Genomic DNA, 26,208 nt, shown 5'->3' with positions numbered 1-26,208 from the left:
GCGGCGGCCTCCGCTCACTCGGCCGGCGGGCTCGGCGGATCGTCGGGGACGAGGTCGAGGGCCACCTCGAGGGCGGCGGCGTGCACCTCGTCTTCACTGAAGGTGGTCTCGCGCATGGCGAAGTGGGTCATGTGCAGCGTGAGGATGGACAGGCGGGCGCGTATCTGGTCGGGCAGGCCCGCCTTCTCGTCGACCATGAAGTCGGAGAAGGACTTCATGCGCTGGCGCAGCTCCGAGGCGGTCTTCAGGTCTCGGACGGCCGGTTCGTTCTGCTGCATGAAGCGGAGCAGCTCCCTGCCGGGACCCTGGATGATCTCCGCGTAGCGGCGCACGAACTCCCGTCGCGACGCCGGGGCGGGCTCCTGCCCGCGCGCCCACTCCAGGAGCTCCTCGGCCTCGGCGTAGAAGTCCTCGAAGAGGCTGCCGACGATGTCCTCTTTGGTCTTGAAGTGGTAGTACAGCGCCGCCTTCGTCACGTCGAGGCGCTCCGCGATCTCGCGCAGCGAGGTCTTCTCGTAGCCCTGCTCGGCGAACAGCTCCAGCGCGACACTGCGGATCCGCTCGCGGGTGTCGCTCCGACGGCGGGTCATCGCGCCCTCCCCCTCAAACTTACTTGACGCCCGGCTAGTTACGAGTCTACCGTACGGCGGGTAAGAACTAGCCGGGCGGCAGGTAAGTCGGACGGAGCGGGGACAGGGATGAGTACGGCAAGAGCGGCGAGCGGCACGGTGGAGCCGCCCCAGAGCAAGCGACAGGTGTACGTCGTGATGAGCGGGCTGATGATCGGCATGCTGCTCGCCATGCTGGACAACCTGGTGGTCGGCACCGCGATGCCCACGATCGTCGGCGAGCTGGGCGGGGTGGCGCACCTGTCCTGGGTGGTCACCGCCTACACGCTGGCCACCGCCGCGGCGACGCCGATCTGGGGCAAGCTCGGCGACATGTACGGCCGCAAGGGCATGTTCATGGCCGCCGTCGTGCTGTTCCTGGCCGGCTCGGCGCTGGCCGGCATGGCGCACAGCATGGGGCAGCTGATCGCATTCCGCGGCGTCCAGGGCCTCGGCGCGGGCGGCCTCATGGTCGGCGCCATGGCCATCATCGGCGACCTGGTGCCGCCCCGCGAGCGCGGCCGCTACCAGGGGCTGATGGCCGCGGTCATGCCGCTGGCCTTCATCGGCGGCCCGCTGCTGGGCGGCCTGGTCACCGACCACCTCAACTGGCGGTGGGCCTTCTACGTCAACCTTCCGCTGGGCGCCCTCGCCCTGGTGGTCACCGCGCTGACCATGCACCTGCCCAAGCGTCCCCGCAGCACGTCCCGCATCGACTACATCGGCGCGGTCCTGCTGAGCGCCGGCATCGTCTGCCTCTCGCTGGTGACCAGCTGGGGCGGCACGGAGTACGCCTGGGGCTCCGCCACGATCATCGGCCTGGGCGCCGGCGCCGCCGTCCTGCTGGTCCTGTTCGTCCTGTGGGAACTGCGAGCGGAGTCCCCGATCCTGCCGATGAGCCTGTTCCGCAGCCGCAACTTCACGCTGGCCTCGGTGCTGGGCTTCCTGGTCGGTTTCGCGATGTTCGGCGCGGTGACCTTCCTGCCGCAGTTCCAGCAACTGGTGCAGGGCGCCTCGGCCACCAACAGCGGCCTGCTCCTGCTTCCGCTGATGATGGGCATGCTCGTCACCACCATGACCGTCGGGCAGCTGGTGACCCGCACCGGGCGCTACCGCGTCTACCCGATCGTGGGCGGGGTCGTCATGACCGCGGGCATGCTGCTGCTGTCCCGGCTCACCGTGGACTCCACCCAGCTCACCACCGCGCTGTTCATGCTCGTGCTCGGCGCCGGCATGGGCTTCCTGATGCAGAACACGATGCTCATCGCGCAGAACAGCGTGGAGATGAAGGACATCGGCGCGGCCAGCGGCGCGGCCACCCTGTTCCGGACGATCGGCGGCTCGCTCGGCGTGTCGGTGCTGGGCGCGATCTACACCGACCGCCTGACCGGCGGGCTGAACGACCGGCTGGGAGAGAAGGCCGGCGAGTCGATCTCCGGGAGCGGAGGCCGGCTCACCCCGGCGCTGCTCAAGCAGATGCCGTCCGGGGTGCGGGACGCCGTGGAGCACGCGGTCGCCTCCGGCGTCCACGGCGTCTTCCTGTGGGCGTCCGTGTTCACGCTGCTGGGCATCGTCGCCGCCTGGTTCATCCGCGAGACGCCGCTGCGCGGCGGCCCCACGGAGAAGTCCGCCCGGCAGGACAGCGATCTCACCGAACCCGTCGCGATCTGATCCGGCGCGGCAGCACCCGGCAGGGCCGTCCTCCCGAGGGCGGCCCTGCCGCGTTCGGGGCGCGGGGCCCCTTGCGGGGCCGCCGCGACCGGGCAGTAACCTTTCGCTTACTTGGTCAGCGAGGAAGCGGGAGAGCGCCGATGGGCGAGCTGAGCGCCGCCGAGACCGTCCGTGCCGCAGACAAGATCATCCACGATGTCGGATCCCGGTGGATGCTGTCGCGCGGGACGGCGGAGCACGGCAAGCGGCAGGGGTACGATAATCCGTTCGCGTACTACTTCGCCGGGCGCGGCGGGGTGATGGGCGACGTCGACGCCGACGTGGTCTCGGCGGCGCTCGGCTGGTTCGAGCCGTCCTTCGTCCGCGCCCAGTGGGACGAGGGGGTCGCGGTCGCCGGGGCGCGCGAGGCGACGCGGCGCTACACCCTCGGGTGCGCGGTCTGGGGCGAGGCCCACCTGCCGGAGGACCCGCGCCTGTGCGAGCTGGCCGAGCGCGTCGTGCGCGCGGCCGAGGGGTCGGGCCTGCCGCTGTTCTGCGGCTGGCGCGCCGAGCCGCTGCCGGACGGCGCCCGGGCCCGGCTGATGCAGCTGGTGCAGGTGCTGCGCGAGCTGCGCGGCGGGCTGCACCTCGTCGCGACGACCGCCGTCGGGCTCTCCCCGCTGGAGGCGATCCTGACCCAGGACGGCCCGGACATCGCGCGCTTCTTCGGCTGGCAGGGCGGCCTCCCCGACTGCGCCGCGCTCAGGCCGCGGCGCGTGGAGGCGGAAGAGATCACCGACCGGCTCTCGGCCGCCGTCTACGAACGTGCGCTGTCCCCGACCGAGCGCGCCGAGTTCGCCGAGCGGATGGGCGCGGTGGGCGCGGCCGTCCTCCGCTGAGCGGTTCGGCGGAGCGGACGGGCCCGGACTTGTCGCCGACGGACAAGAGGCGGCCGGAGATTGCGCAAGCCGGGGACTGTCGCCGCGGGGGCGAGAGGTCCATTGTCGGATCTGAACCGATCACGCTCGGAAGGAGCCGGTGATGGGACGGTCCTCTCTCCCCCTGCGCACGTTCGCGGTCCTGGCCAGCGTGTTTCGTGTGGGGGGCGACCCCCCACGCCCCCCGGTCCGCTTCGCTCATGTCGTGGCGGCGTCCCTGCTGGCCGTCACCACCGCGGCCGTGCCGGTGAGCGCGCGCGAGGCCGGCCGGACCGAGACGCCGGTCGCCTCCAGCTCTCCGGTCACCGACGTCGCCGAGTCGGTGGTGCGGGTCAGGGTGCCGCTCCCCGCGTCGGCCGGTCCGCGCCCGGAGACCTGCGACTGGCTGTCCTACCTGCGGTTCCGGCACAAGGACGGTCCCGCCGCGTCGGCGGACGCCGACCGGATCCTGGTCGCGCAGCCCGGCATCCTGGAGGGCGCGGGCGCGTTCGACAGCGTCGCCCGCAACACCGTCGCGGCCGCGGCGAAGAGCGGGAGGCACATCGAGTTCTGGGCGCTGGACCGGCGTTCCAACTGCCTGGAGGACCGCACCGGCATCCAGGCGGGGCTCGAGGCGAAGGACGCCCACCTCGCCATCGACTACTACTACAGGCAGAAAGAGGTCGACGGCCGGAAGTTCGCCGGGTACCAGACCAACGACCAGGTGAGGTGGCTCCAGAACGTCGGGCTGGAGCAGACCGTCCGCGACCAGTACGACCTGATGGTCGCTGAGCTGCCCGACCAGGCGACGCGCAAGCGCAAGATGATGTGCGGGGGCCACTCGCTGGGCGGAGTCCTGACGGCCTTCTTCGCCGAGTGGGACTTCGACGGCGACCACGCGACCACCGGCGACGCCGGGTACGAGCAGTGCTCGGGCTACTTCGCGCTCGACACCCGGATCTCGACGGCGCTACCCGGGTTCGGCGGGGACTTCCCCGAGGACTGGATCCCGCTCCTGAAGTTCGGCGCGGGCGCCGTCCAGGCGGGGCTGGACGGCGGCGTGATCCCGCGGGCCCTGTCCGCCCCCGCGGTGGTCAACACCGAGACGATGAACCTGCTCGGCATCGCGGGCCTGGCGGCGCGCCTCGACCCGGGCGGCGTCTCCGACCTCGCGACCTACGTCCCGCCGTCGTTCAACACCGACTCCACCTACCGGATCCTGTTCTCCAAGGACTACCCGACGTTCCTCGCGGGCTCCCCCACGGTGAAGGACTTCCGGTTCACCAACGCCGCCGCGCTCGGGGGGCTGCTGGACGACAACTCGCAGCCGCTCGCGTTCATGCAGGCCAGCCTCGGCTTCTGGGACGGCGGGAGGATCGTCGACAAGGAGTTCCCCGCGCCGAACGACCTCGGCGCGGTCGGGCTCGGCGGCCTGTCCCGGCTGCTCGGGACGGAGCGGAAGGCGATCCCCGACGAGCCGCGCGGCCCGCTGTTCACATGGCGGAACTTCGACCGCGTCGGCGCCCCGGACGATCCCGTGTACAAGTCCAAGGACGGGACGCCGTTCACGTCCGCGGGCAAGGAGGTCACCGACATCGCCGAACTGGCCCGCAGCCTCTCGGAGCACCCGCTCGACTTCACCGAGCACTACTTCCCGACGCGGATGGTCACCGACATCGCGCTGGCCGCGGCCCCGGGGATCGCCGACGACGCCGTCCACGGGGACGGCATCACGGCCAACCCGACGCTCAACCTGGAGGCGGAGGGCGGCCTCGGCGGCGACCCGCAGCCCGGAGACGTCGTCGCTCCCGGCTACCAGCACATCGACGTGCTGACCGCGTCCGCCGTCCAGAACGACGGGCGCCCCGAACCGGTCTCCACGAACCTCGCCGCGTTCGCCGCCCGCTGACGCGAGCCCGCCCGCCGCCGCGCGCGGCCCGTGTTTCGCGGAGCGGTCGCCGGGTAGGCGGCGGATCGAGTCGAGAGGGGCGGTGCGACGTGGGCGTTCGGACGTGGATCGAGTCGTGGCCCGTCTACCGCCAGTTCACCGGCGGCGACCCCCTCGGCCGGGGCGCCGCGGCCAGGAGCGCCGGCACCGAGCGGATCACGCCGCGGGTGAGCACCGCCGACCGGGTCGTGAAGTCGATCTGCCCTTACTGCGCCGTCGGGTGCGGCCAGGACGTGTACGTCAAGGACGGCAGGGTCACCCAGATCGAGGGCGATCCCGACTCGCCGGTCAGCCGCGGGCGGCTCTGCCCGAAGGGCTCGGCGTCCCTCCAGCTGACGACCGGGCCGGCCCGCGAGCGGAAGGTGCTGTACCGGCGCCCGCACGGCACCGAGTGGGAGCCGCTCGACCTCGGCACGGCAATGGACATGATCGCCGACCGGGTGGTCGAGGCGCGCCGGCACGGCTGGCAGTGGGAGCAGGACGACGTGCGGGTACGGCGGACGCTGGGCTTCGCGAGCCTCGGCGGCGCCACGCTCGACAACGAGGAGAACTACCTGATCAAGAAGCTGTTCACCGCGCTCGGCGCGGTGCAGATCGAGAATCAGGCCCGCGTTTGACACTCCTCCACCGTTCCCGGTCTGGGAACCTCGTTCGGACGCGGCGGCGCGACCACCTTCCAGCAGGACCTCCAGCACGCCGACTGCATCATCGTCCAGGGCTCGAACATGGCCGAGTGCCATCCGGTCGGGTTCCAGTGGGTGATGGAGGCGAAGGCCCGCGGGGCGAAGCTGATCCACGTGGACCCTCGGTTCACGCGGACGAGCGCGCTCGCCGACGCCCACGTCCCGCTGCGCGCGGGAAGTGACGTCGCGTTCCTCGGCGGGATCATCAACTACGTCCTGCGGAACGAGAAGTACTTCCGCGACTACGTCGTGGCCTACACCAACGCGCCGATGATCCTCACCGAGGACTTCCGCGACACCGAGGAACTGGACGGCGTGTTCTCCGGCCTGGACCCGGACAAGCGCAGCTACGACCACAGGACGTGGCAGTACGAGGGCATGGAGGTCCAGGCGGCGTCCGGCCAGCGGGACATGTCCTACGAGGAGCGGGTCGGGGCCGTCGAGGAGTCGGGGCGCGGCGAGGCGCACGGCTCGGGCGGCGCGGGCATCGGAGTGGGCGAGCCGGAGCGCGACCCGACGCTGGAGCATCCGCGGTGCGTGTTCCAGGTCCTCAAGCGGCACTACGCGCGGTACACGCCGGAGATGGTCGAGCGGATCTGCGGCGTCCCCCGGGAGCAGTTCCTCAAGGTCTGCGAGATGGTCACGGAGAACTCCGGCCGCGACCGGACGACGGCGTTCGCGTACGCGGTGGGCTGGACCCAGCACACGGTCGGCGTCCAGTACATCCGGGCGGCGTCGGTCCTGCAGTCGCTGCTCGGCAACATCGGCCGCCCCGGCGGCGGCATCCTGGCGCTGCGCGGCCACGCGTCCATCCAGGGCTCGACCGACATCCCGACGCTGTTCAACCTGCTGCCCGGCTACATCCCGATGCCGCACGCCCACGGCAACCAGGACCTGGACACCTTCATCCAGGCGGAGGCGGCGCGCAAGGGCTTCTGGGGCGACATGCGCTCCTACATGGTCAGCTTGCTGAAGGCGTACTGGGGCGACGCGGCGACGGCCGACAACGACTACCGCTTCGACTACCTGCCGCGGCTGACCGGCTCGCACAGCACCTACGAGACGTCCATGGCGCAGATCGACGGGGTGTGCAAGGGCTACTTCCTCATGGGCGAGAACCCGGCCGTCGGGTCGGCCAACGCCAAGATCCAGCGGCTCGGGATGGCGAACCTCGACTGGCTCGTGGTCCGCGACTTCTCGCTGATCGAGTCGGCGACGTGGTGGAAGGACGGCCCCGAGATCGAGTCGGGCGAGATGCGCACCGAGGACATCGGCACCGAGGTGTTCTTCCTGCCCGCCGCCGCGCACACCGAGAAGGACGGCAGCTTCACCAACACCCAGCGGATGCTGCAGTGGCACCACAAGGCCGTCGAACCCGCCGGGGACGCGCGCAGCGACCTGTGGTTCATGTACCACCTCGGCCGGATCATCCGGGACAAGCTCGCCGGCTCCACCGACGAGATGGACCGGCCCGTCCTGGACCTGACGTGGGACTACCCGACGCACGGCGAGATCGCCGAGCCCGACGCCGAGGCCGTGCTCGCCGAGATCAACGGCCGGGACGCCGACGGGAACCCGCTGTCGTCCTACACGCAGCTGAAGGACGACGGGTCCACCTCGTGCGGCTGCTGGATCTACTGCGGCTGCTACGCGGACGGCGTCAACCAGACCGCGCGCCGCAAGCCCGGCAAGGACCAGAGCTGGGTGGCGCCCGAGTGGGGCTGGGCGTGGCCGATGAACCGCCGCGTCCTGTACAACCGGGCGTCCGCCGACCCGGACGGCAAGCCGTGGAGCGACCGCAAGGCGCTGGTCTGGTGGGACGCCGAGAAAGGCAGGTGGACGGGCCACGACGTGCCCGACTTCGTGGCCGACCGCCCGCCGGGCTACAAGCCCCCGAGCGACGCCACCGGGCCCGACGCGCTCGCGGGCGACGACCCGTTCATCATGCAGGCGGACGGCAAGGCGTGGCTGTACGTGCCGGCCGGCCTGACCGACGGGCCGCTGCCGACGCACTACGAACCGCAGGAGTCGCCGTTCCAGAACCCGCTCTACGAGCAGCAGCGCAACCCCGTCCGGCACCTGCTGCCGCCCCATCCGGACAACCGGTACGCGCCGAGCGGCGCCGACCCGGGAACCGGCGTCTACCCGTACGTGGCGACGACGTACCGGCTCACCGAGCACCACACGGCGGGCGGCATGTCGCGCTGGCAGCCGTACCTGGCCGAGCTCCAGCCGGAGTTCTTCTGCGAGGTCTCGCCGGAGCTGGCGGCCGAGCGGCGCCTGGAGCACGGCGGCTGGGCGACGATCGTCAGCCCGCGCGGCGTCGTGGAGGCGCGGGTGCTGGTGACCGAGCGCATGGCGCCGCTGACCGTGGACGGCCGGAAGCTGCACCAGGTCGGCCTGCCCTACCACTGGGGCCCGAACGGCTACAGCCGCGGCGACGCCGCGAACGAGCTGCTGCACCTGGCCCTGGACCCGAACACGCACATCCAGGAGGCGAAGGCGGTGTCGGTCGACATCCGCCCGGGCCGCCGCCCGCGCGGCCCTGCGGCAGGCGCCCTGGTCCGCGAGTACCAGCGCAGAGCAGGCGTCACGGACCGGACCGGAACCGAGATCTAGCGGACGACCAGCGGGTGTTCGCCGGCGGGGACGAGTTCGCCGATGACGGGGGCGCCGGGGATCTCGCCCGCGAGCAGGAGGCCGCCGGAGGTCTGGGCGTCGGCGAGCAGGAGCCGGTCGTCCTCGCCGGTGGCCCCGAAGTCGGTGTGCGGGGCGACCCAGTCGAGGTTGCGGCGCGTCCCGCCGGAGACGTACCCGTCCCGGAGGGACGCGCGGGCGCCGTCGAGGTAGGGGACGGCGGCCGCGTCGACCACGGCGGTCACCCCGGACGCGCGGGCCATCTTGTAGAGGTGGCCGAGGAGCCCGAAGCCGGTCACGTCGGTGGCGCAGCCGATCCCGGCCGCCAGCGCGGCGGCGGAGGCGTCGCGGTTCAGCTCGGCCATGGTCGCGACGGCGTGCGCGAAGACCTCGCCCGTCGCCTTGTGCCGGTTGTTCAGGACGCCGAGGCCGAGCGGCTTGGTGAGGCTGAGCGCCGTGCCCGGCTTCCCCGTGTCGTTGCGCAGGAGGCGCGCGGGGTCGGCGACCCCGGTGACGGCCATGCCGTACTTCGGCTCGGGGTCGTCCACGCTGTGGCCGCCGCCGACATGGCAGCCCGCCTCGGCGGCGACGTCGAGGCCGCCGCGCAGGACCTCGCGCGCCAGCTCGAACGGCAGGACCTCGCGCGGCCAGGCGAGCAGGTTCACCGCGACGACGGGACGGCCGCCGATCGCGTAGACGTCGGAGAGGGCGTTCGCGGCGGCGATGCGCCCCCAGTCGTAGGGGTCGTCGACGACGGGGGTGAAGAAGTCGGCGGTGGCGACGGCGGCGAGGCCGTCCTGGAGCCGGACCACGGCCGCGTCGTCGCCGGTCTCCAGGCCGACGAGCAGGTCGGCGTTGGGCGAGGCGGGCGCGGCGCCGAGGCCGGCGACGACCTCCTCCAGCTCGCCCGGCGGGATCTTGCAGGCGCAGCCGCCGCCGTGCGCGTACTGGGTCAGCCGTTTCCTCTGCGGTTCGCGCATGCGTTCCTCTCTGTGCAGCGGCGGCGGAGGTCGTCCACCCGGACGGTGTAGCCCTGGTCGTCCAGGTACTCCATGAGGGGGACGGCGACGCGGCGGGTGGTGCCGAGCGCGCGGCGCGCCTCGCTCAACGTGAAGGGACCGCCGAGCCCGGCGAGCAGGCCGGCGGCGCGGGCGTCGTCGCCGGGGAGCAGGACGACGCCGTCGGCCACCTTGAGGAGCTCGCCGGCCGCGGCGGCCACGGCGAGCATCTTCGGGGTGAGGCCGAGCTCGGCGAGCCGGTTCGCGTCCGGCGCCTGGAACGGGTTCGCGGCCAGGTCGCGGCGGACGGCGTCGACGGCCTCGCGCACGGGCGGCGGCAGTTCGGGCGCGGTCGCCCGGCCGTAGAGCCTGCCGTCGCGCCGCCGCAGGCCCTCGGCGAGAACGTCGACGAGGGCGCGGTCGGGGAGGCCGAGGGCGCGGCGGGCGGCGTCGGCCGGGAGGCCGGGGTCGGTCGGGTGGGCCTCGGCGTGCTCCTCGACGGCCGCCGCGAGCCGCTCGCGCAGGTCCCTCCAGAGGGCGGGATCGGCGAGCCACTCCCCCGCGACCGGCTCGAACGGGACGGGGACCCCCATCGCCACCAGGTCCGACCGCCTGATCAGGCCGCGGCGGCGGACCTCCTCGGCGCCGTCCGGGCGTCCGGTCATCCCGGCGAGCACGCGGGCCCGCGCCGCCGCCGCACCGCGCCGCGCGAACGGCTCGGGCCGGACGTCCAGCACCGTCACCCCGGCCGGGACGCGGTGCCGCCCGGGGTCGCGCAGCAGGGCGACGTCCCCGACGCGGAGCGGCAGGGGGCGGCGCAGCGACAGCCGCGCGGTGTCGTCGCCGAGGGGTCGGACGTGGACCGGCACCGCCGCCGAGCCCGCGTGGAGCGTCAGCTCGCGCGGCAGGTCGGACGCGGGGTCGCCGCGCAGCCGGACGTCGACGACCTCGGTGGTGAGCCAGCGCCCGGGGGTGAGCAGGGCGTCGCCCCGGCCGATCTCCCCCGCGTCCCCGTGCAGGTTGACGGCGACGCGCGCGACGGCGCCGATCCGCCGGTGGTCCTCCTTGAGGCTCTGCAGCCCCCGCACGCGCAGGCGGGCGTCGCCGGCGGCCAGGCGGTCGCCGACCTTGATCGCCCCCGCGCCGAGGGTGCCGGTCACGATCGTGCCCCTGCCGCGGACTGTGAAGACGCGATCGATCCAGAGCCGGACGTCGGCGTCCAGGTCGGGGTCCGGGAGGGAACCGGTGAGGCGCTCCAGCGCCGCGCGCAGCCCGCCGATGCCGGCGCCGGTGGCGCCGCTGACCGTCACCGATTCCACGCGGCCGAGCGAGGTGGCCGCGATGCGGGCGAGCGCCTCCTCGCGCACCCGGGCCGCCGCCTCCCCGTCGGCGAGGTCGCCGCGCGTGACGACGAGGAGGCCGTGCCGGACGCCGAGCGCGTCCAGGACCGCGAGGTGCTCCTCGGACTGGCGCTGCCAGCCCTGGTCGGCCGCCACGACGAACATGACGGCCGGGACGGGTCCGACACCGGCGAGCATCGTGGTGACGAGCCGCTCGTGGCCGGGGACGTCCACGAAGGCGATCCGGTCGCCGCCCGGCAGGGTCGTCCAGGCGAAGCCGAGCTCGATGGTGAGGCCGCGGCGCCGCTCCTCCTCAAGCCGGTCGGGCTCCATCCCGGTGAGGGCGCGGACCAGCGTGGACTTCCCGTGGTCGACGTGCCCGGCGGTCGCGACGACGTGCGTCATCGGACCGCCGCCCGGACGGCCTCCGCCAGGACGCCGTCCTGGTCCGGCGGGACCGAGCGCAGGTCGAGCAGGCACCGCCCGTCCTCGACCCGGCCCATCACGGCGGGCGTCCCCCGGCGCAGGCGCGCCGCGTACGGCTCGGGCACCGCCACGGCCGCGCTCGGCAGGACGACGCCCGGCGCGCCGCCGCCGCCGACCGCCGCCTCGCTGCCGACGGCCGCCGCCTCCACGCCCGCGTCCCGCAGCAGGGCGGCGAGCCGCTCGGCGCGTTCGCGCACCGCCTCCGCGGGGGCGTGCAGCGCCTCGGCGGTCGGGGTGCGCGGCCCCCGAAGGGTGGCCTCCAGGGCGGCGAGGGTCAGCTTGTCGACCCGCAACGCCCGCGCGAGCGGATGGCGGGCGAGCCGGCGCACCGGCTCGCCCCGTCCGAGGACGAGCCCGCACTGCGGCCCGCCGAGCAGCTTGTCGCCGCTGGCGGTGACGAGGTCGGCGCCCGCCTTGAGCATGGACGCGGCGTCGGGCTCGTCCGGCAGGAGCGGGTCGGGGGCGAGCAGGCCGGACCCGATGTCGGCGACGACCGGCACCCCGAGCCCGGTCAGCTCCGCGACGTCCGCGCCCCGCGTGAAGCCGGTCATGCGGAAGTTCGAGGGGTGCACCTTGAGGATGAACCCGGTCTCCTCGCCGACGGCCGCCGCGTAGTCGTCCGGCGCGGTCCGGTTCGTGGTGCCGACCTCGCGCAGCCGGGCGCCGGTCGAGGCGAGCAGTTCGGGGATGCGGAACCCGTCGCCGATCTCCACCATCTCGCCGCGGCTGATGACGATCTCCCGGCCGGGCGCGAGGACGGCCGCGGCCAGCACGAGCGCCGCCGCGCCGTTGTTGACCACGTGCGCGGCCTCCGCCTCCGGCACCCGCTCCAGCAGCGCCGCGAGCACCGACCGCCCGCGCCTGGCGCGGCGCCCGGTCTCCAGGTCGAGTTCCACGTCGGTGGCGCCGGACGCCACGGCCACGGCCTCGCGGGCGGCCTCCGACAGCGGCGCCCGCCCGAGGTTGGTATGCAGCAGGACGCCGGTCGCGTTGATCACCGGCCGCAGCCCGGAGGCGCTCGGCGGCAGCGACGCGGCAGCGGTGTCGGCCACCGCCTCCGGCGCGATCTCGCCGGCGCGGGCCCGGCGCTGGGCCGCGACGACCGCCGCCTTCACCACCCCTCGCCCGAGCCGCTGCGCCGCACGCGCGAGGCGGGGGTCGGCGAGCAGCACGTCCGTGCGGGCGATCCGCCGCCGGCCGTCCTCCCCCGCGCCGGGCACGGCTCCGCGATCCATCAGGCGACCTCCGACATGCAGCGCTACCCGGCCAGCATGGCACGCAAACGGCGCCGTCCCCGCCGGGGGCGCGCCCGCGCCCTGCTAACATGCATGCCTCATGCATGACAGAGTGGCGAATCTGCTGGGCGCCGCCTCGCTGGCGGTGACCGACCTCGTGCTGGCCGGGGCGACGGGCGCGGGACGGGTGAGCGCGAGCGGCGCGGGGGCGCTGGTGGTGCTGTCGCACGCGCCGGGCCTCGGCGTCACCGAACTGGGGCGGCGGGTCGGGCTGACCCAGTCCGCCGCCGCCCGCATGGTGGACGGCCTTGAGGCCGCGGGCCTGGCCCGGCGCCGTCCCGGCCGGGGGCGCGCCGTCCAGGTGCTGCTGACACCGGAGGGCGAGGAGGCGGTGCGCCGGATGCTCTCCGCCCGGGAAGCGCCGCTCGCCGGTGTGCTGGCCGTCCTGGACGACGGGGAGCGCGAAGCGCTGACCGGGCTGCTGGCCAAGCTCCTGGCCCGCCTCTACGAGGAGATCGGCGACTCGGACGTCATCTGCCGGCTCTGCGACCGGGGATGCTGCACGAGCGGCGAGGTCTGCCCGGTCGGCCAGGCCGAGCGGGACGCGGGGCGCGCGTGACGGGCGTCCTCCTGGCCCTCGCCTCGGCGGTGCTCTACGGCGTCGCCGACGTCTGGGGCGGGCTGCTGGCGCGGCGCGCCGACTTCACCGCCGTCGCGCTGCTCGGCCAGATCGGCGGGCTCGTGTGCGCGGCCGCCGCCGCGCCGGCCGTGCCCGCCCCTGCGATGACCGCTGGCGACCTGGCCTGGGGGGCGCTCTCCGGTGCCGGGACGGGCCTGGCGATGGTCTTCCTCTACCGGGGCGTCAGCAAGGGGAAGCTGAGCATCGTCGTCCCGGTCAGCGCGGTCGGCGGGGTGGCGCTGCCGGTCGTCGCCGGCGTCGCGTTCCTCGGCGACCGGCCCACGCCGGCGGCCTGGCTGGGGATCGCCGTGGTGGTGCCCGCGTTGTGGCTGGTGTCCCGGTCGCGCTCGGACGAGGGGGGCCGGGTCCGCGCGGCGCTGGTGAACGGCCTCGCCGCGGGCGCCGGGATCGGCGTCCAGTACCTGGCCCTGGCGCAGGCCGGCGAGGACTCCGGGCTCTGGCCCGTCGCGGCGGGACGGGTGACGGCCGTCCTCGCGATCGCGCCGATGATGTGCGCGCCCGGCCGGCGCATGCCGAGCGGGGCGCTGGGGCCCTGGTCGGCGCTGAACGGAGGCCTCGCGGCGGCGGCGCTCGTCTGCTACCTCCTCGCGACCCGGCAGCAGATCGTCGTCATCGCGGTCGTGCTGTCCTCGCTGTACCCGGTGGTGCCGGTGCTGCTCGGCGTCACGGCGCTGCGCGAGCGCCTGTCGAGGACGCAGGCCGCGGGGCTGGCGGGGGCGGGGGCGGCCGTCGTCCTGCTGACCCTGGCCGCGGCCTGAGGGACCACTCCTTGTCCGTCGCGGCCAGGCGCATCCGCCGCGCGTGACAAGGAATCGGGCGGCCTTGTCACCGATGTGAGTGTCCTGTGTGACGCACGTTACCTAGCCTGGCGGCCCCAGCGTGTCCGCTGACGGAGGTGACCGCTTTGACGGAGCTGCACGAGAGGCCCGCCCCGATCGACGATCTGTCGGGGGAGCCCTGGCGCGACGTACCGCGAGAAGAGGCGCAGTGGATGCGCCCGCACCTTCCGGCGCTGGTCGACTCCATGGTGGAGGGGGTGCTGCGGCACGTCCCCGAGTACGCGCGGCCGGACGACCCCGTCTACATCGACGTGATGCGGCTCGCGACGGCGCGGGGCATGGGCCACTTCGTGCAGATGATCGCCGACCCCGACACCTCCTGGCAGGAGGTGCACCAGGTCTACTTCGACATCGGGTACGGGGAGGCGATGGAGGGGCGCGGGCTGGAGCACCTGCAGAACGCGATGCGGGTCGCCTCCAGGACCGCGTGGCGGTACCTGTCGCGGGAGGCCGACCGGCTGATGAAGCCCCGCGACCTGGCGATCGCGCTCACCGAGGCGAACCTCGCCTACCTGGACCTGCTGGCGTCCGCCGCCGCCCAGGGCTACGCCCGGGCCCGGGAGAAGGCCGCGGGCGAGCGGGAGCAGCGCCGCGGCCGGCTGATGAGCCTGCTGCTGTCCGACCCCCCGGCGCCGCGGGACGTCGTCGCCGAGCAGGCCGTCCTGGCCGGCTGGCCGCTGCCCGAGCGGCTGGCCGTGATCGTGCTGGAGCCGCGGCCCGGCACCGGCGGGGAGGGGCCCGCCGGGCTGCCCCCGTCCCTGCTGAGCGGCCTCGACCGCGGGCGGCCGTGCCTGGTGATGCCCGACCCGGACCGTCCCGGCGGCCCCGACCGGCTGACCTCCACCCTCGGCGGCTGGGCGGGCGCGGTCGGGCCCTCGGTGCCGCTGGACCGGGCCGGGGTCTCGCTGCACTGGGCCCACCGGACCCTCGACTCGATGGCGGCCGGGCACCTGCACCGGCAGGGGCCCGGCACGCTCGTCCACGCCGACCGGTACGTGCCCGACCTGCTGCTCCAGGAGGGCTGGACGCTCGCCGAGGCGGCCGCGCGCCGCCGGCTGGCCCCGCTCACCGCGCTCGGCCGGCACCGCGGCGACCGGCTGGCGGCGACGCTGCTGGAGTGCCTCAAGCACGGCTTCAACGCGACGGACGCCGCGGAGGCGCTGTGCGTGCACCCGCAGACCGTCCGGTACCGGCTGGCGCAGCTGCACGAGATCTTCGACTACGACATCGAGGACCCGGCGGTCCGGCTGGAGCTGATGCTGCTGCTCCCCGTCTGGCTGCGCGGCGGAGCCGACGGGGAGCGCGCGTGAGGGGCGCCCTTCCGGCTCACCCGGTCCTGGGGGCCGCCTCCACGACCGGCAGCGTCCCCTCGAGGTAGGCCGACCGGCACGCGGACCGGGCGATCTTCCCGCTGCTGGTGCGCGGCAGGCCGCCCGGCTCGATGAGCACGAAGTCGTGCACGCGCAGGTCGTGCTGCTGCTTCACCGCCGCCCGCACCGCCCGCGCCGCGTCTTCGGCGTCCAGCAGCGCGATCGGCACCCGGCGGTTCCGCTCGGCGACCACGACGAGGCCCTCGGTGTCGCCGGTGTCGACGGCCACCGCGCACGTGTACTCGCGGCGGATCGCCTTGTGCGCGCCGGAGACGGTGAACTCGATGTCCTGCGGGTAGTGGTTGCGCCCGTCCACGATGACCAGGTCCTTGATCCGGCCGGTGACGAACAGCTCCCCGCCGTGCAGGACGCCGAGGTCCCCGGTGCGCAGCCACGGGGAGCGCGGCAGGTCCCCGTGTCCGGCGAGCTCCGCCTCGAACGTCTCCCTGGTGGCCTCGGGACGTCCCCAGTAGCCGGCCGCGACGTTGGGGCCATGCACCCAGATCTCCCCGACGGCGCCGTCCGCGAGCCGGACGCCGGAGTCGGGATCGGCGATGGCGACGTGCTGGCCGTAGGACGTGCCGCAGGCGATGAGCTGGATCGCGCCGGGCGCGCCGGGGTCGCACGGTTCGGCGGTCCCCCGGCGCAGCGCCTCGTGGTCGAACGCGACGCGGGTCGGCTCGCGGAACCGGGACGACGCCGACACGTACACGGTCGCCTCGGCCAGCCCGTAGGCGCACACCTGCGCCTCGGGCCGCAGCCCGCAGTCCTTGAACGCCTCGTAGAACCCGGTGAGCGTGCTCTCGCGGATCGGCTCCGCGCCGTTCATGAACACCTGCACGCCGCTCAGGTCGAGCTTCGCCTTCTCCTCCTCGGTGACCTGCGCGGTGAGGTACTCGTAGGCGAAGTTGGGCCCGCCGGTGAACGCGTGGGACTGATCGCTGAGCAGCTCCAGCCAGCGGACCGGGCGCATGACGAACGCCACCGGATCCATGATCACGCCCGGGTTGCCGTAGACCAGCGGCAGCGCGACGGTCGTGACCAGGCCCATGTCGTGGAAGACGGGCAGCCAGTTCACGCCGGACGACACGCGCGGGACGCCCTCGAACGTCCGCCAGAGCTGCTCGGCGTTCGTGGCGAAGTTCCCGTGCGTGATGATCACACCCGCGGGGGTGCGGGTCGAGCCGGAGGTGTACTGCAGGTAGGCGACGTCGTCCGGGTCGATCGGCTCGGGGGTCCAGTCGAGCGCGGCGTCGACCTCGTCCGCGACGATCACCTCGGCGGGCCGCCGCACGTCCCCGCCCCCGAGGAACGAGCGGACGTGCGGCAGCGACGCGCTCGTGGTGATCAAGACGTCGGGATCGGCGTCCCGGTAGACGGCGAGGAGCCGGTCTCCGTGGCCGGGCAGGTCCGGGGAGAACAGCGGGACGCCGACGACCCGCGCGTACATGGCGCCGAGGAACCCCGTGACGTAGTGCAGGTCCTGCGGTGCGAGCAGCGCGACCCGACGCCCGGGCCCGGTGGCCCGGCGGATGGCGGCGGCGATGCCGCGGGCGCGCCGGTCCAGTTCCCCCCAGGTGACATGGGTGGCGACGCCGTCCGGGTCCGTCATGTAGTCCATGAACGTGTAGGCGCGGTCGCCCGGGAAGTCCTTGGCGAACCGGGCGAGCCGCTCGATCAGCGGCGTGCGGTCGAGCGCGGGAAGGTCGGTCATGGTCGCTCTCCGGTGCTGGGGGCGGTGACGCGGCGGGCGGCGAGGCGCTCGTGGTCGGGCCAGCGGACGTCCCAGACCCAGCCGAGCCTCTCGAAGATCCAGATGACGCGGGCGCTGATGTCGATCTGCCCCTTGAGGACGCCGTGCCGCGCGCAGGTCGGGTCGGCGTGGTGCAGGTTGTGCCAGGACTCGCCGAACGACGGGATCGCCAGCCACCACACGTTGCGGGCCCGGTCGCGCGTCCTGAAGTCCTCCTTGCCGAAGACGTGGCAGATCGAGTTGATGGAGAACGTGATGTGGTCGCCGACGAACACGCGCATCACCCCGCCCCAGAACAGGGCGGTGACGGCGCCGTGCCACGACCAGGTGAGCAGCGCGCCGAGGCCCATCGGGACGAGGAACGTCGACAGGACGATCACGGCGTAGACGGGGTCGAGCGACAGGAACCGGATGTCCCTGTCCTTCAGCAGGTCGGGCGCGTACTTGCTGCGGGACGTGCGCTCCCTGCCGAAGAGCCAGCCCATGTGCGCGTGGTAGAGGCCCTTGGTCAGGCCCCACACGCCGGGCCCGTACGCCCACGGCGAGTGCGGGTCGCCCTCCTGGTCGGCGTACTTGTGGTGGCGGCGGTGGTCGGCGACCCAGCGGACCACCGAGCCGTGCATGGCCTGCCCGCCGAGGATCGCGAGGGCGATCCGCAGCCACCGCTTGGCCTTGAAGCCGCCGTGCGTGAAGTGCCGGTGGTAGCCGACGGTGATGCCGATCGCGTTCAGCGGATACAGGAACGCGAAGATGGCGACGTCGGTCCAGCCGATCCCCCAGCCCCACAGGAAGGGGACGGCGCCCAGCAGCCCGATGACGGGCCCGACCACGAACACCACGACCGCGACGCGCTCGGGGAACGGGACGGTACCGGAGATGTCCGGCTGCGGGGTGTGGCTGCCGACGTCGGCGACGCCCGCTGTCATGTTCACTCCCTCTGTCGTTGGTCCGGCGGTCAGCAGTTGCCCCGCGCGGGCTTGCCCTCGAAGCGGTCGGCGAGGAAGTCCGTCACGTCCCCGGCGGCGCCCCAGTCGGTGGACAGGTGCTCGGCCGGGTAGGTGTTCTTCCACGTCGTGGTGATGCCGGCCTCGCAGTAGGCCTGGCGGGTGGCGTCCTCGGTCTCGTGCGGGATGATCTCCTCGAGCCATCCGCGGTACTGGAAGACCGGGAAGCCGATCTCGTACCGGGCGCCGGACGAGGGAGTGCCGATGCCGGCGCCGAGCTTCTGCCGGTCGACGATGTCGCCCCAGGTCGCGCCGCCGGGCCCCTTGAGCGCGTAGATCTGCTCCAGCGAGAGGCCGTCCTTGGAGAAGTTCTCGACCCTCGCCCCGAGGAAGACGGCGAGCGTCCCGTACAGGCAGTTCGACCTCACGTCCTTGATCGCCTGTGCGCCACGGTCGCTCATCAGCTCGTCGAACGGCATCTCCGGGTAGGCGGCGTTCAGGCCCACGAGCGCGTCGGCGAGGAAGCCCGCGAACAGGCTGCCGTTCAGCTGCTTCGCCGTGAGCTTCAGGTCGCCGGGCACGCCGCCCGCCGCCGCGCCGGCGACGTCCAGCTCCGGCGCGTAGGACGAGGCGAGCTGCGCGCCCCACAGCGCGGCGGCGCCGCCCTCGGAGTAACCGGAGATGCCGACCTTGCCGTCCTCGGTGAGGCTTCCGCCGGGGATGCGGCGCGACGCCCGGACGGCGTCCAGCAGCGCGTGGCCGGCGTTCGCGCCGACCATGTAGGTGTGGACCTGCCCGTCGAGGTACCCCGCGCCGTCGGTGGCGGCGACCGCGAAGCCCGCCTTCAGGAACAGCGTCAGGTTGGCGCCCTCGTACATGTCGACGTACTCGCCCGCGAGCTGCTTGGAGAACGCGCACTGCGGGCCGGAGCCGAGCGTGCCGGGGTTGAACGCGACCGTGGGGCGGGAGCCGCCCTTCGTCCACGCCGCGTCCGGGACGGCGACCGTCCCGGTCACCACGTTCCTGGCGCCCTTGGCGTCGGTCGAGACGTACCGGACCTTCCACGCCTTCATCGGGACGTCGCCGGGGATGTTCGTCAGCTTCGCCGGGCGGCAGGCGAGCAGGTCGCCCGGGCCGCCCGTGACCTCGGCCGGCGGCGCCGCGTAGATCTGCGCGTCGGTGGCGTCGCAGCCGGAGGGCGCGGGGGACGCGGCGGCGGGGGGCACGGCGGCGGGCACGGCGAGGGCCGCGCCGAGCGCCGCGGTGGTGAGCAGGCTGCGATAGCGCATTCTCGCTCCAGGGGTGGACTGGAAACCGAATGCTGACGACTGTCCCCCGGCCGGTGCGGTGCGCGGAATGAAGTCATCTCACATGGTGGAGCGTCGTTGTTAGCACTCAACTCAAGATTCGAGGAGGTCGCCCACGTCCCGGATCCCGTCGCGGACGGCGGTCTCGGTGAGATCGCCGAAGCCGAGGACGAGGCACGGCGGCTCGGCCGCGCCGGACGCCCGGTAGGTGCTCATCCCGTACAGGCCGACCGACCGCCGGCGCGCCCCGGCGACGACGCGCCGCTCGGCGGTCCCGGCGGGCAGGTGGGCGACGGCGTGGAAGCCCGCGGCCAGCCCGGTCAGCCGCACGGAGGGCGCGTGCTCGGCGAGGGCCGCCACGAGGGCCGCGCGGCGCGCCGCGTAGACGGGCCGCATCCGGCGCAGGTGCCGCCCGTAGCGTCCGGACTCGATGAGCGCGGCGAGCGCGAGCTGGTCCAGGACGGGCGAGCCGCGGTCGGCGAGCCGCTTCTCCTCCGCGACCGCCCGGGTCAGCGCGGGCGGGCACAGGATCCAGCCGAGCCGGACGGCCGGGGCCAGCGACTTGCTGACCGTCCCGAGGGCGATGACGCGGCCGGGCGCGAGCCCCTGCACCGACCCGACGGGCTCCCGGTCGTAGCGGAACTCGGCGTCGTAGTCGTCCTCGACGACGACGCCGTCCCGCTCGCACGCCCAGTCGGCGAGGGCGCGGCGCCGCTCGGGGGCGAGCACGACGCCGGTCGGCCACTGGTGCGCCGGGGTGACGACGACGGCGCGGGCGCCGCTCGCGTCGAGCGCGTCCACGTCCAGCCCGAGGCCGTCGACCGGGACGGGCACCGCCTCGATCCCGGCGCGCGCGGCGGCGGCCATGGTCGCGCCGTCGCCGTAGCCGGGGTCCTCGAAGGCCACGCGCCGGACGCCGCGGCGGGCGAGGACGTGCAGAACGATGGCCAGCCCCTGCGCGAAGCCGCCGCAGACGACGACGTCCTCGGGTTCGGCGAGGGCCGCGCGCACCCGCCGGAGGTGCCCGGCGAGCACGTCCCGCAGGTCCTCGCAGCCGCGCGGGTCGCCGTAGCCGAGGGCCTCGTTCGGCACCGTGCGGGCGACCTCCCGCTGGGCCCACGACCAGTCGCCGCGCGGGAAGGACGCCAGGTCGGGCACTCCCGCGGCGAAGTCGACGCGCAGCCGGGACGCGGCCGGCCGCGGCGCGGGTGCCGGTTCGTCCCGGGCGACGCGGACGGGCGCCACCCGTGTGGCCGACCCCGTACGCGCGCAAAGGAACCCCTCGGCGTTGAGCCGGCCGTAGCACTCCTGGACGAGGCCGCGGGAGACGCCGAGCTGCCGGGCCAGCTCGCGCGACGACGGCAGCCGCTCGCCCGCCTTCAGCCGTCCGGTGCAGATCGCGTCGCGCAGCGCGTCCTCCAGCTGCGCGCGCAGCGTCCCGGTCGCGGCCCGGTCCAGGGCCAGCAGCAGCTCCGGAGTCGAACCGGCCCACTCGATTGCCATGAGATTGGACCATATAGCAGGCCGGATGGTCGCCTACGTTCGTGCCCATGAGCGAGACACAGGAGACGCTGCCGCATCCGGGCACCGCCGGCGCCGCCCGGCCGCGGCTGGTCGGGCGGCATCTGGCGCTGGTGTTCGCGGCCGCCTTCGGAACGCTGACGGGGTTCTTCCTGCTGTTCTCGGTCGTGCCGATGTACGCGGTGGAGGGCGGCGCGGGGGGCGTCGGCGCCGGGGCCACGACGGGCGCGCTGATGCTGACCACGGTGCTCGCCGAGCTCTCACTGCCCCGGCTGCTCGACCGGTTCGGGCACCGGCGGGTGCTCGCGGCGGGGATCGCGCTGCTCGGGGCGCCCTCGCTCGCGCTGCCGTTCTCCTCGTCCATGGCGACGATCACCGCGGTGAGCCTGGTGCGCGGTCTCGGCTTCGCGGTGGCGGTGGTGGTCACGGGCGCGCTGCTCGCGGCGCTCGTCCCGGCGGAGCGGCGCGGCGAGGGGATCGGGCTGTTCGGGGTCGTGGCCGGGGTGCCGTCGCTGCTCGCGCTGCCGCTCGGGGTCTGGCTCGCGGGCCGGGTCGGCTACACGCCGGTGTTCGTGGCGGGCTCGGTGGCCTCGCTGGCCGCGCTCGCCGCGCTGCCCGGCCTGCCGCGCACGGTCACCGGCCCGGCCTCCTCCTCGCCCGCGCCCGACCGGCCGTTCGGCATCGCGGCGGGACTGCGCTCGCCGGCGCTGCTGCGCCCGGCCCTCGCCTTCGCCTCGACCGCGATGGCGGCGGGCATCCTGGTCACCTTCCTGCCCGACGCCGTCCCCGCGGGGATCGCGGCGGCGGCGCTGTTCGTCCAGCCCGCGGCGGCGACGCTCTCGCGCTGGTGGGCGGGACGTGTCGGGGACCGGTACGGCGCCGGACGGCTGCTCATGCCCGCCGTGGCCGTCGCCGCGGCCGGGATCGCGCTGCTGGCCCTGGTGCCGAACACGGTCGCCGTCCTCGCCGCCATGGTGGTGTTCGGCGCCGGCTTCGGCGTCACGCAGAACGCGAGCATGGCGATGATGTTCGAGCGCGCGCCCGCGTCCGGCTACGGGACGGTCAGCGCGCTGTGGAACGTCGGCTACGACGGGGGGATGGGCGTCGGCGGCGCCGCGTTCGGCCTCGCCGCCGCCGCGACCGGCTACCCGGTGGCGTTCGGCCTGACGGCCGCCGTGATCCTGCTGGCCCTCCCCCTGGCGTTCTCCCGCCGCGCCTAGCGGAGGCGGGCGGCGATGCGGTCGACGTCGGCGCGCTCCGCCTCGGGCAGCGGCGCGCCGGCGTCCTCCCGGGCCCGCGACGCGGCGGCCAGCGCCCGCGCCGCCTCCGCGCGGCGGCCCGCGAGGGAGAGCGCGCCGGCCAGGCCCTCCTTCGCGAGGGCGACGGCGCGGGGGTGCCCGGTGGCGCGGGCCGCCGCCAGGCCCTCGGTGTGCAGGTCGAGCGCCCGGCCCGCGTCCCCGCGCAGTTCGGCGACGAACCCCAGTTCGGCCAGGAGGAAGGCGAGGCCGGGGGCGCCGTCGATGTCGCGGCACCAGCCGAGCCAGCGGCGCAGGATCGCCTCGGCCTCGTCCAGGCGCCCGCGCCTGCGCGCCGCGAGCGCGAGGCCGATCTCGGCGAAGTGCTCCATCCGGCGGTGCGACTCGCGGACGGCCAGCCGCCTGCCGCGCTCGTGCAGCGCGTCGGCTCCGTCGAGGTCGCCTTCGAGCAGCGCGATGCGGCCGAGGCGGGTCAGCCGGCCGGACGCCTCCGCCCCGAGGCCGAGCTCCTCGGCGTCGCGCAGGCCGCTCTCGTGGAGGTCCCGCGCGCGAGCGTAGTCGCCCGTCACCTCCGCGAGCAGGCCGAGCGTCTCGGTGGCCTGGAGCCGTCCCCACCGGTCGCCCGCGGCGTGGAACAGCCGCAGGGCCCGCTCGCCGTCCCGCCGGGCCAGGGCGAGGTCGCCGGCCGACAGGGCCTGCCCGGCCCGCAGGGCGAGCGCGGCCGCCTCGCCCCAGGTGTCGCCGCGGGCGCGGAACCCGTCGAGCGCGCCGGCCGCGAGCCCGCCGATCGGCTCCAGGTCCCCGAACCCGGACCGGACGAACCCGAGGAACCACTGCGCCCACGGGTCGCCGTCGGCGGTGAGGGCGGCGCGCACGCGCTCGTCGCGGTCCCGGCCGTCGCCGTCGAGCATGGCGAACCCGGTGTGCCAGGTCCGCGCCCGGGCCGCGGAGGCCTGGTCCGCCGCGCCCGGCACGGCGAGCGCCCGCTCGAACGCCCGGCGCGCCTCCGCCGCGCGGCCCCACAGGAACCAGGCCCAGCCCATAGCGTTGACCAGCCGCAGCGCGAGCCCGGCGTCCCCGGCCCGGACGGCGCCGTCGAGGGCGGCCCGCAGGTTGCCGGCCTCCGCGCGCAGGCCCCGCAGGGCGTCGCGCCGGCCCGGACCGCGCAGGTCGGCGCGCTCGGCCAGGCGGATGTAGTACTCGGCGTGGCGGCGGCGCACCCGCTCCTCCTCGCCCGCCTCCCGGAGCCGCTCGGCGCCGTACGCGGCGACCGTCTCCAGCAGCCGGTACCGCGGCCCCTCCCCCGCGACGACGAGCGACCGGTCGACGAGGCCCGCGAGCGTCTCGACGTCGGCGCCGCAGACCGCCTCGGCCGCGTCGAGGGTGCAGCCGCCCGCGTGGACCGCCAGCCGCCGCAGCACCGCCCGCTCGCGCTCGCCGAGGGGCTCCCAGCTCCAGTCGACCAGTGCGCGGAGCGTCCGCTGGCGGGGCGGGGCGTCCCGGGTACCGGCCGACAGCAGCCGGAAGCGGTCGTCCAGCCGTTCGGCCAGGCCCGCGAGACCGAGCGCCCGTACCCGCGTCGCGGCCAGCTCCAGGGCCAGCGGGACGCCGTCGAGCCGCCCGCAGATCGCCGCGACCGCGCCGGCGTCCCGGGGGCCCGGCGCGAGGCCGGCCCGGTCGGCGAGCAGCGCGGCGGCGGCCCCGGCGTCCAGCGGCGGGACGGTCCAGAGCCGCTCCCCCGAGATCGCCAGCGGCTCCCGGCTCGTGGCGAGGATCCGCAGGTCCGCGACGTCCCGCAGCAGCGCCACCGCCAGCCGCGCCACCGGTTCGGCCACGTGCTCGCAGTTGTCGAGGACCAGCAGCGCCCGCCTGCCGTCCAGCGCCCCGGCGAGCCGCGCGGCGGGCCCGCCGCCGGTGCCCGCGTCGTCGCGCAGCCCGAGCACACCGGCGACGAACGAGGCCGCGTCGTCGGCCGACGCGCCCGCCTCCAGCCCCTCGTCCAGCCGCACCAGCCACGCCTCGTCCCGGTCGCGCAGGGCGCGCGCGACCGCCACCGCGAGCCGGGTCTTGCCCACGCCGCCCATCCCGTGCAGCGTGACGAGCCGCGCCGTCTCCAGCAGCGCGGTCAGCTCCCGGACGGCCGCGTCCCGGCCGATGAGGGAGGACGCGTCGGCCGGCAGGTTGCCCCGCGCCCCGCCCGCCTCCGGGTCACGGCGGAGCATCGACGCGTGCAGGGCCGCCAGCTCGGGCGAGGGGTCGAGGCCCAGGTCGTCGCGCAGGCGGACGCGCAGGTCGTCGTAGGCGGCGAGGGCCTCCGCGGGACGTCCCGCGCGGTACAGGGCGCGCATGTGGACCGCGCGCAACCGCTCCCGGTACGGGTGGCCGTCCACCAGGGCGCGCAGTTCGGCCGCCAGTGCCGCGTCCTCGCCGAGGCCGAGGCGGGCCTCGGCGTGGCCCTCCAGGACCGCGAGGCGCAGTTCGTCCAGGCGGGCGATCTCGGGGGCGGCGAAGGGCGCGTCGGCGAAGTCTGCGAACGCGGGGCCGCGCCAGAGTGCCAGCGCCTCGGCGAACCGCGCGGCGCGGGCGGCCGGGCCGGGCTCGTCCATCGCGAGCCCGGCGAGGTCCGCGAAGTCGAGCGCGTCGGTGCGGGCGGCCAGCCGGTAGCCGGGCGGCCGGGTCTCGACCAGCGCGCGGGCGCCTGGTTCGGCGTCCTCCAGCGTCCGGCGCAGCTGGGAGACGCGGGCCCGCAGCGTCGCGACGGGATCGGCGGGCAGCGCGTCGCCCCACAGGTCGTCGATGAGGCGGTCGGCCGGGACGGCGCGCCCGGCGTGCGCGAGGAGATCGGCCAGCAGCGCCCGCACCTTGCGGTCCGGGACCGGGACGAGGCGGCCGCCCTCGGTCCGCACCTCCAGCGGACCGAGGACCCCGAAGCGCATGCGTTCCACCGTAGTGCGGCCCGAACGTTTCCCGAACCCTCCCGACGCAGGCTGAAGCCCTGTGAACGAAAGGAAACCGATATGACGACTTCCGTGACCGTGCTCGGACTGGGGCTGATGGGCAGCGCGCTCGCCGAGGCGCTGCTGAAGGACGGGCGGACGGTGACCGTCTGGAACCGCTCGCGCGGCAAGGCCGAGCCGCTCGTGGCCAAGGGCGCGGTGGAGGCCGAGAGCGCCGAGGCCGCGGTCTCGGCGAGCCCGCTGGTGATCGTGTGCCTGTCCGTGTACGCCAACGCCGAGGAGGTCCTCGGCGGCGCGGCCGCGGGGCGCACGATCGTCCAGCTCACCAACGGGACGCCCCGGCAGGCCCGCGCCATGGCCGGGCACGTCGCCGGGCTCGGCGCCCGGTACGTGGACGGCGGGATCATGGCCGTCCCGCCGATGATCGGGCGGCCGGAGGCACTGATCCTCTACAGCGGCGACGAGGAGGCGTTCGAGGAGCACCGCGAGACGCTCGCGGCGCTCGGCGGCGCGCGCTTCCTCGGCTCCGACCCCGGGCTCGCGCCGCTGGTCGAGCTGGCCCTGCTCGACGCCATGTACGGGATGATCGCCGGCTTCCAGCACGCCCTCGCGCTCGTCCGGTCGGAGAAGGTCGCGGCCACGGAGTTCGCCCCGATGGCCACCGCGTGGCTGACCGCGATGATGGGCACGCTCCCCCAGCAGGCCCGCGCCGTAGAGGCGGGCGACTTCGCCACCAGCGTCTCGAGCATCGCGACCAGCCAGGTCGCCTTCCCCGGCCTCATCGAGACGAGCCGCGACCAGGGCGTGGACCCCGGATACCTGCTCCCGCTGCGGGCCCTGCTCGACCGCGCGGTGGCGGAGGGCCACGGCGAGGACGGCCTCGCCCGCCTGATCACCCTGCTGGAGCGCCCCGCCGGGTAGCGGGGGTCCGTTGCGAATTGGTGGAGTCTTCATTAACGGTTCGCTGATCAGCGGCGATGGCCCTCTACGCTCCCGCCATGCGCCGAACAGCAGCAGCACTCGCGACCGTCCTGACCGCCGGCCTCGCCGCCGGCGTCC

Annotated in this window: 18 protein-coding genes; 9 read left to right on the top strand and 9 right to left on the bottom strand. The window is 74.8% G+C overall.

Features of this window, described 5'->3' with window-relative positions; all coding sequences use genetic code 11:
• Nucleotides 1-14: 14 nt before the first annotated feature.
• Nucleotides 15-590, bottom strand: a complete 576-nt coding sequence (locus FKD65_RS34750) for a TetR/AcrR family transcriptional regulator (protein WP_141582828.1) — start codon at nucleotides 588-590, stop codon at nucleotides 15-17.
• A 108-nt stretch (nucleotides 591-698) separates the two neighbouring features.
• Between FKD65_RS34750 and FKD65_RS34745 the strand changes: the two genes are divergently transcribed.
• The 4 genes from FKD65_RS34745 (at nucleotide 699) to fdh (ending at nucleotide 8,425) form a co-directional block, all read left to right on the top strand.
• Nucleotides 699-2,279 carry an MDR family MFS transporter gene (locus tag FKD65_RS34745; RefSeq protein ID WP_141582825.1) on the top strand — a complete coding sequence of 527 codons (1,581 nt, stop codon included), beginning with the start codon at nucleotides 699-701 and terminating at the stop codon, nucleotides 2,277-2,279.
• Nucleotides 2,280-2,419: 140 nt separating this feature from the next.
• Nucleotides 2,420-3,157: an evbL gene (locus tag FKD65_RS34740; RefSeq protein ID WP_141582823.1), complete on the top strand. Its 738-nt coding sequence runs from the start codon at nucleotides 2,420-2,422 to the stop codon at nucleotides 3,155-3,157.
• A gap of 142 nt (nucleotides 3,158-3,299) precedes the next feature.
• Nucleotides 3,300-5,084: a hypothetical protein gene (locus FKD65_RS34735; RefSeq protein WP_240809751.1), complete on the top strand. Its 1,785-nt coding sequence runs from the start codon at nucleotides 3,300-3,302 to the stop codon at nucleotides 5,082-5,084.
• A gap of 89 nt (nucleotides 5,085-5,173) precedes the next feature.
• Nucleotides 5,174-8,425, top strand: coding sequence for a formate dehydrogenase (fdh, locus tag FKD65_RS34730; protein ID WP_141582821.1), 3,252 nt, complete (start codon nucleotides 5,174-5,176; stop codon nucleotides 8,423-8,425).
• Here the strand turns inward: fdh and selD are convergent.
• Genes selD through selA form a run of 3 tightly spaced genes read right to left on the bottom strand, consistent with a single transcriptional unit; the run spans nucleotide 8,422 to nucleotide 12,502 of the window.
• Entirely contained in the window at nucleotides 8,422-9,423 is a 1,002-nt protein-coding gene (gene selD / locus FKD65_RS34725; RefSeq protein ID WP_141582819.1) for a selenide, water dikinase SelD, read from the bottom strand. The two genes, fdh and selD, sit on opposite strands and share 4 nt — an antisense overlap.
• Nucleotides 9,396-11,186, bottom strand: a complete 1,791-nt coding sequence (locus FKD65_RS34720) for a selenocysteine-specific translation elongation factor (protein WP_141582817.1) — start codon at nucleotides 11,184-11,186, stop codon at nucleotides 9,396-9,398. Before FKD65_RS34720 ends, selD begins: the two co-directional genes overlap by 28 nt.
• Nucleotides 11,183-12,502 (bottom strand): L-seryl-tRNA(Sec) selenium transferase, encoded by a 1,320-nt coding sequence (gene selA / locus FKD65_RS34715; protein WP_141582815.1) that lies wholly within the window; start codon nucleotides 12,500-12,502, stop codon nucleotides 11,183-11,185. Before selA ends, FKD65_RS34720 begins: the two co-directional genes overlap by 4 nt.
• Before the next feature lie 100 nt (nucleotides 12,503-12,602).
• Between selA and FKD65_RS34710 the strand changes: the two genes are divergently transcribed.
• From FKD65_RS34710 to FKD65_RS34700, 3 genes are all read left to right on the top strand, one after another.
• A complete protein-coding gene (locus FKD65_RS34710; RefSeq protein ID WP_141582813.1) occupies nucleotides 12,603-13,121 on the top strand; it encodes a MarR family winged helix-turn-helix transcriptional regulator in 519 nt (172 codons plus the stop codon).
• Entirely contained in the window at nucleotides 13,118-13,960 is an 843-nt protein-coding gene (locus FKD65_RS34705) for an EamA family transporter (protein WP_205718346.1), read from the top strand. The genes FKD65_RS34710 and FKD65_RS34705 overlap by 4 nt, the downstream gene beginning before the upstream one ends.
• Nucleotides 13,961-14,097: 137 nt before the next feature.
• The gene (locus FKD65_RS34700; RefSeq protein ID WP_240809750.1) at nucleotides 14,098-15,351 is read left to right on the top strand and encodes a CdaR family transcriptional regulator; all 1,254 of its coding nucleotides are present in this window, start codon (nucleotides 14,098-14,100) and stop codon (nucleotides 15,349-15,351) included.
• A 16-nt stretch (nucleotides 15,352-15,367) separates the two neighbouring features.
• On the opposite strand, the gene FKD65_RS34695 is transcribed toward FKD65_RS34700, so the two are convergent.
• The 4 genes from FKD65_RS34695 to FKD65_RS34680 form a co-directional block, all read right to left on the bottom strand.
• Nucleotides 15,368-17,125: a fatty acyl-AMP ligase gene (locus FKD65_RS34695; RefSeq protein WP_141582809.1), complete on the bottom strand. Its 1,758-nt coding sequence runs from the start codon at nucleotides 17,123-17,125 to the stop codon at nucleotides 15,368-15,370.
• Nucleotides 17,122-18,090, bottom strand: a complete 969-nt coding sequence (locus tag FKD65_RS34690) for an acyl-CoA desaturase (protein ID WP_141582807.1) — start codon at nucleotides 18,088-18,090, stop codon at nucleotides 17,122-17,124. Before FKD65_RS34690 ends, FKD65_RS34695 begins: the two co-directional genes overlap by 4 nt.
• Before the next feature lie 29 nt (nucleotides 18,091-18,119).
• Nucleotides 18,120-19,397, bottom strand: a complete 1,278-nt coding sequence (locus tag FKD65_RS34685; protein ID WP_141582804.1) for a lipase family protein — start codon at nucleotides 19,395-19,397, stop codon at nucleotides 18,120-18,122.
• A gap of 111 nt (nucleotides 19,398-19,508) precedes the next feature.
• Nucleotides 19,509-20,918, bottom strand: a complete 1,410-nt coding sequence (locus FKD65_RS34680) for a PLP-dependent aminotransferase family protein (protein ID WP_141582802.1) — start codon at nucleotides 20,916-20,918, stop codon at nucleotides 19,509-19,511.
• A gap of 47 nt (nucleotides 20,919-20,965) precedes the next feature.
• Between FKD65_RS34680 and FKD65_RS34675 the strand changes: the two genes are divergently transcribed.
• Nucleotides 20,966-22,156, top strand: coding sequence for an MFS transporter (locus tag FKD65_RS34675; RefSeq protein ID WP_141582800.1), 1,191 nt, complete (start codon nucleotides 20,966-20,968; stop codon nucleotides 22,154-22,156).
• Here FKD65_RS34675 and FKD65_RS34670 read toward each other — a convergent pair.
• Nucleotides 22,153-25,128 carry a BTAD domain-containing putative transcriptional regulator gene (locus tag FKD65_RS34670; RefSeq protein WP_141582798.1) on the bottom strand — a complete coding sequence of 992 codons (2,976 nt, stop codon included), beginning with the start codon at nucleotides 25,126-25,128 and terminating at the stop codon, nucleotides 22,153-22,155. The two genes, FKD65_RS34675 and FKD65_RS34670, sit on opposite strands and share 4 nt — an antisense overlap.
• An 81-nt stretch (nucleotides 25,129-25,209) precedes the next feature.
• Here FKD65_RS34670 and FKD65_RS34665 point away from each other — a divergent pair, with 81 nt between their 5' ends.
• Nucleotides 25,210-26,070, top strand: coding sequence for an NAD(P)-dependent oxidoreductase (locus FKD65_RS34665; RefSeq protein ID WP_141582796.1), 861 nt, complete (start codon nucleotides 25,210-25,212; stop codon nucleotides 26,068-26,070).
• The last annotated feature ends 138 nt before the right edge of the window (nucleotides 26,071-26,208 follow it).

It is taken from the genome of Actinomadura sp. WMMA1423 (assembly GCF_006547145.1).
In the GTDB taxonomy this organism is placed as follows: domain Bacteria; phylum Actinomycetota; class Actinomycetes; order Streptosporangiales; family Streptosporangiaceae; genus Spirillospora.
Note: the sequence above shows the minus strand (reverse complement) of the source record. Positions and strands in the feature narration are given on the sequence as shown.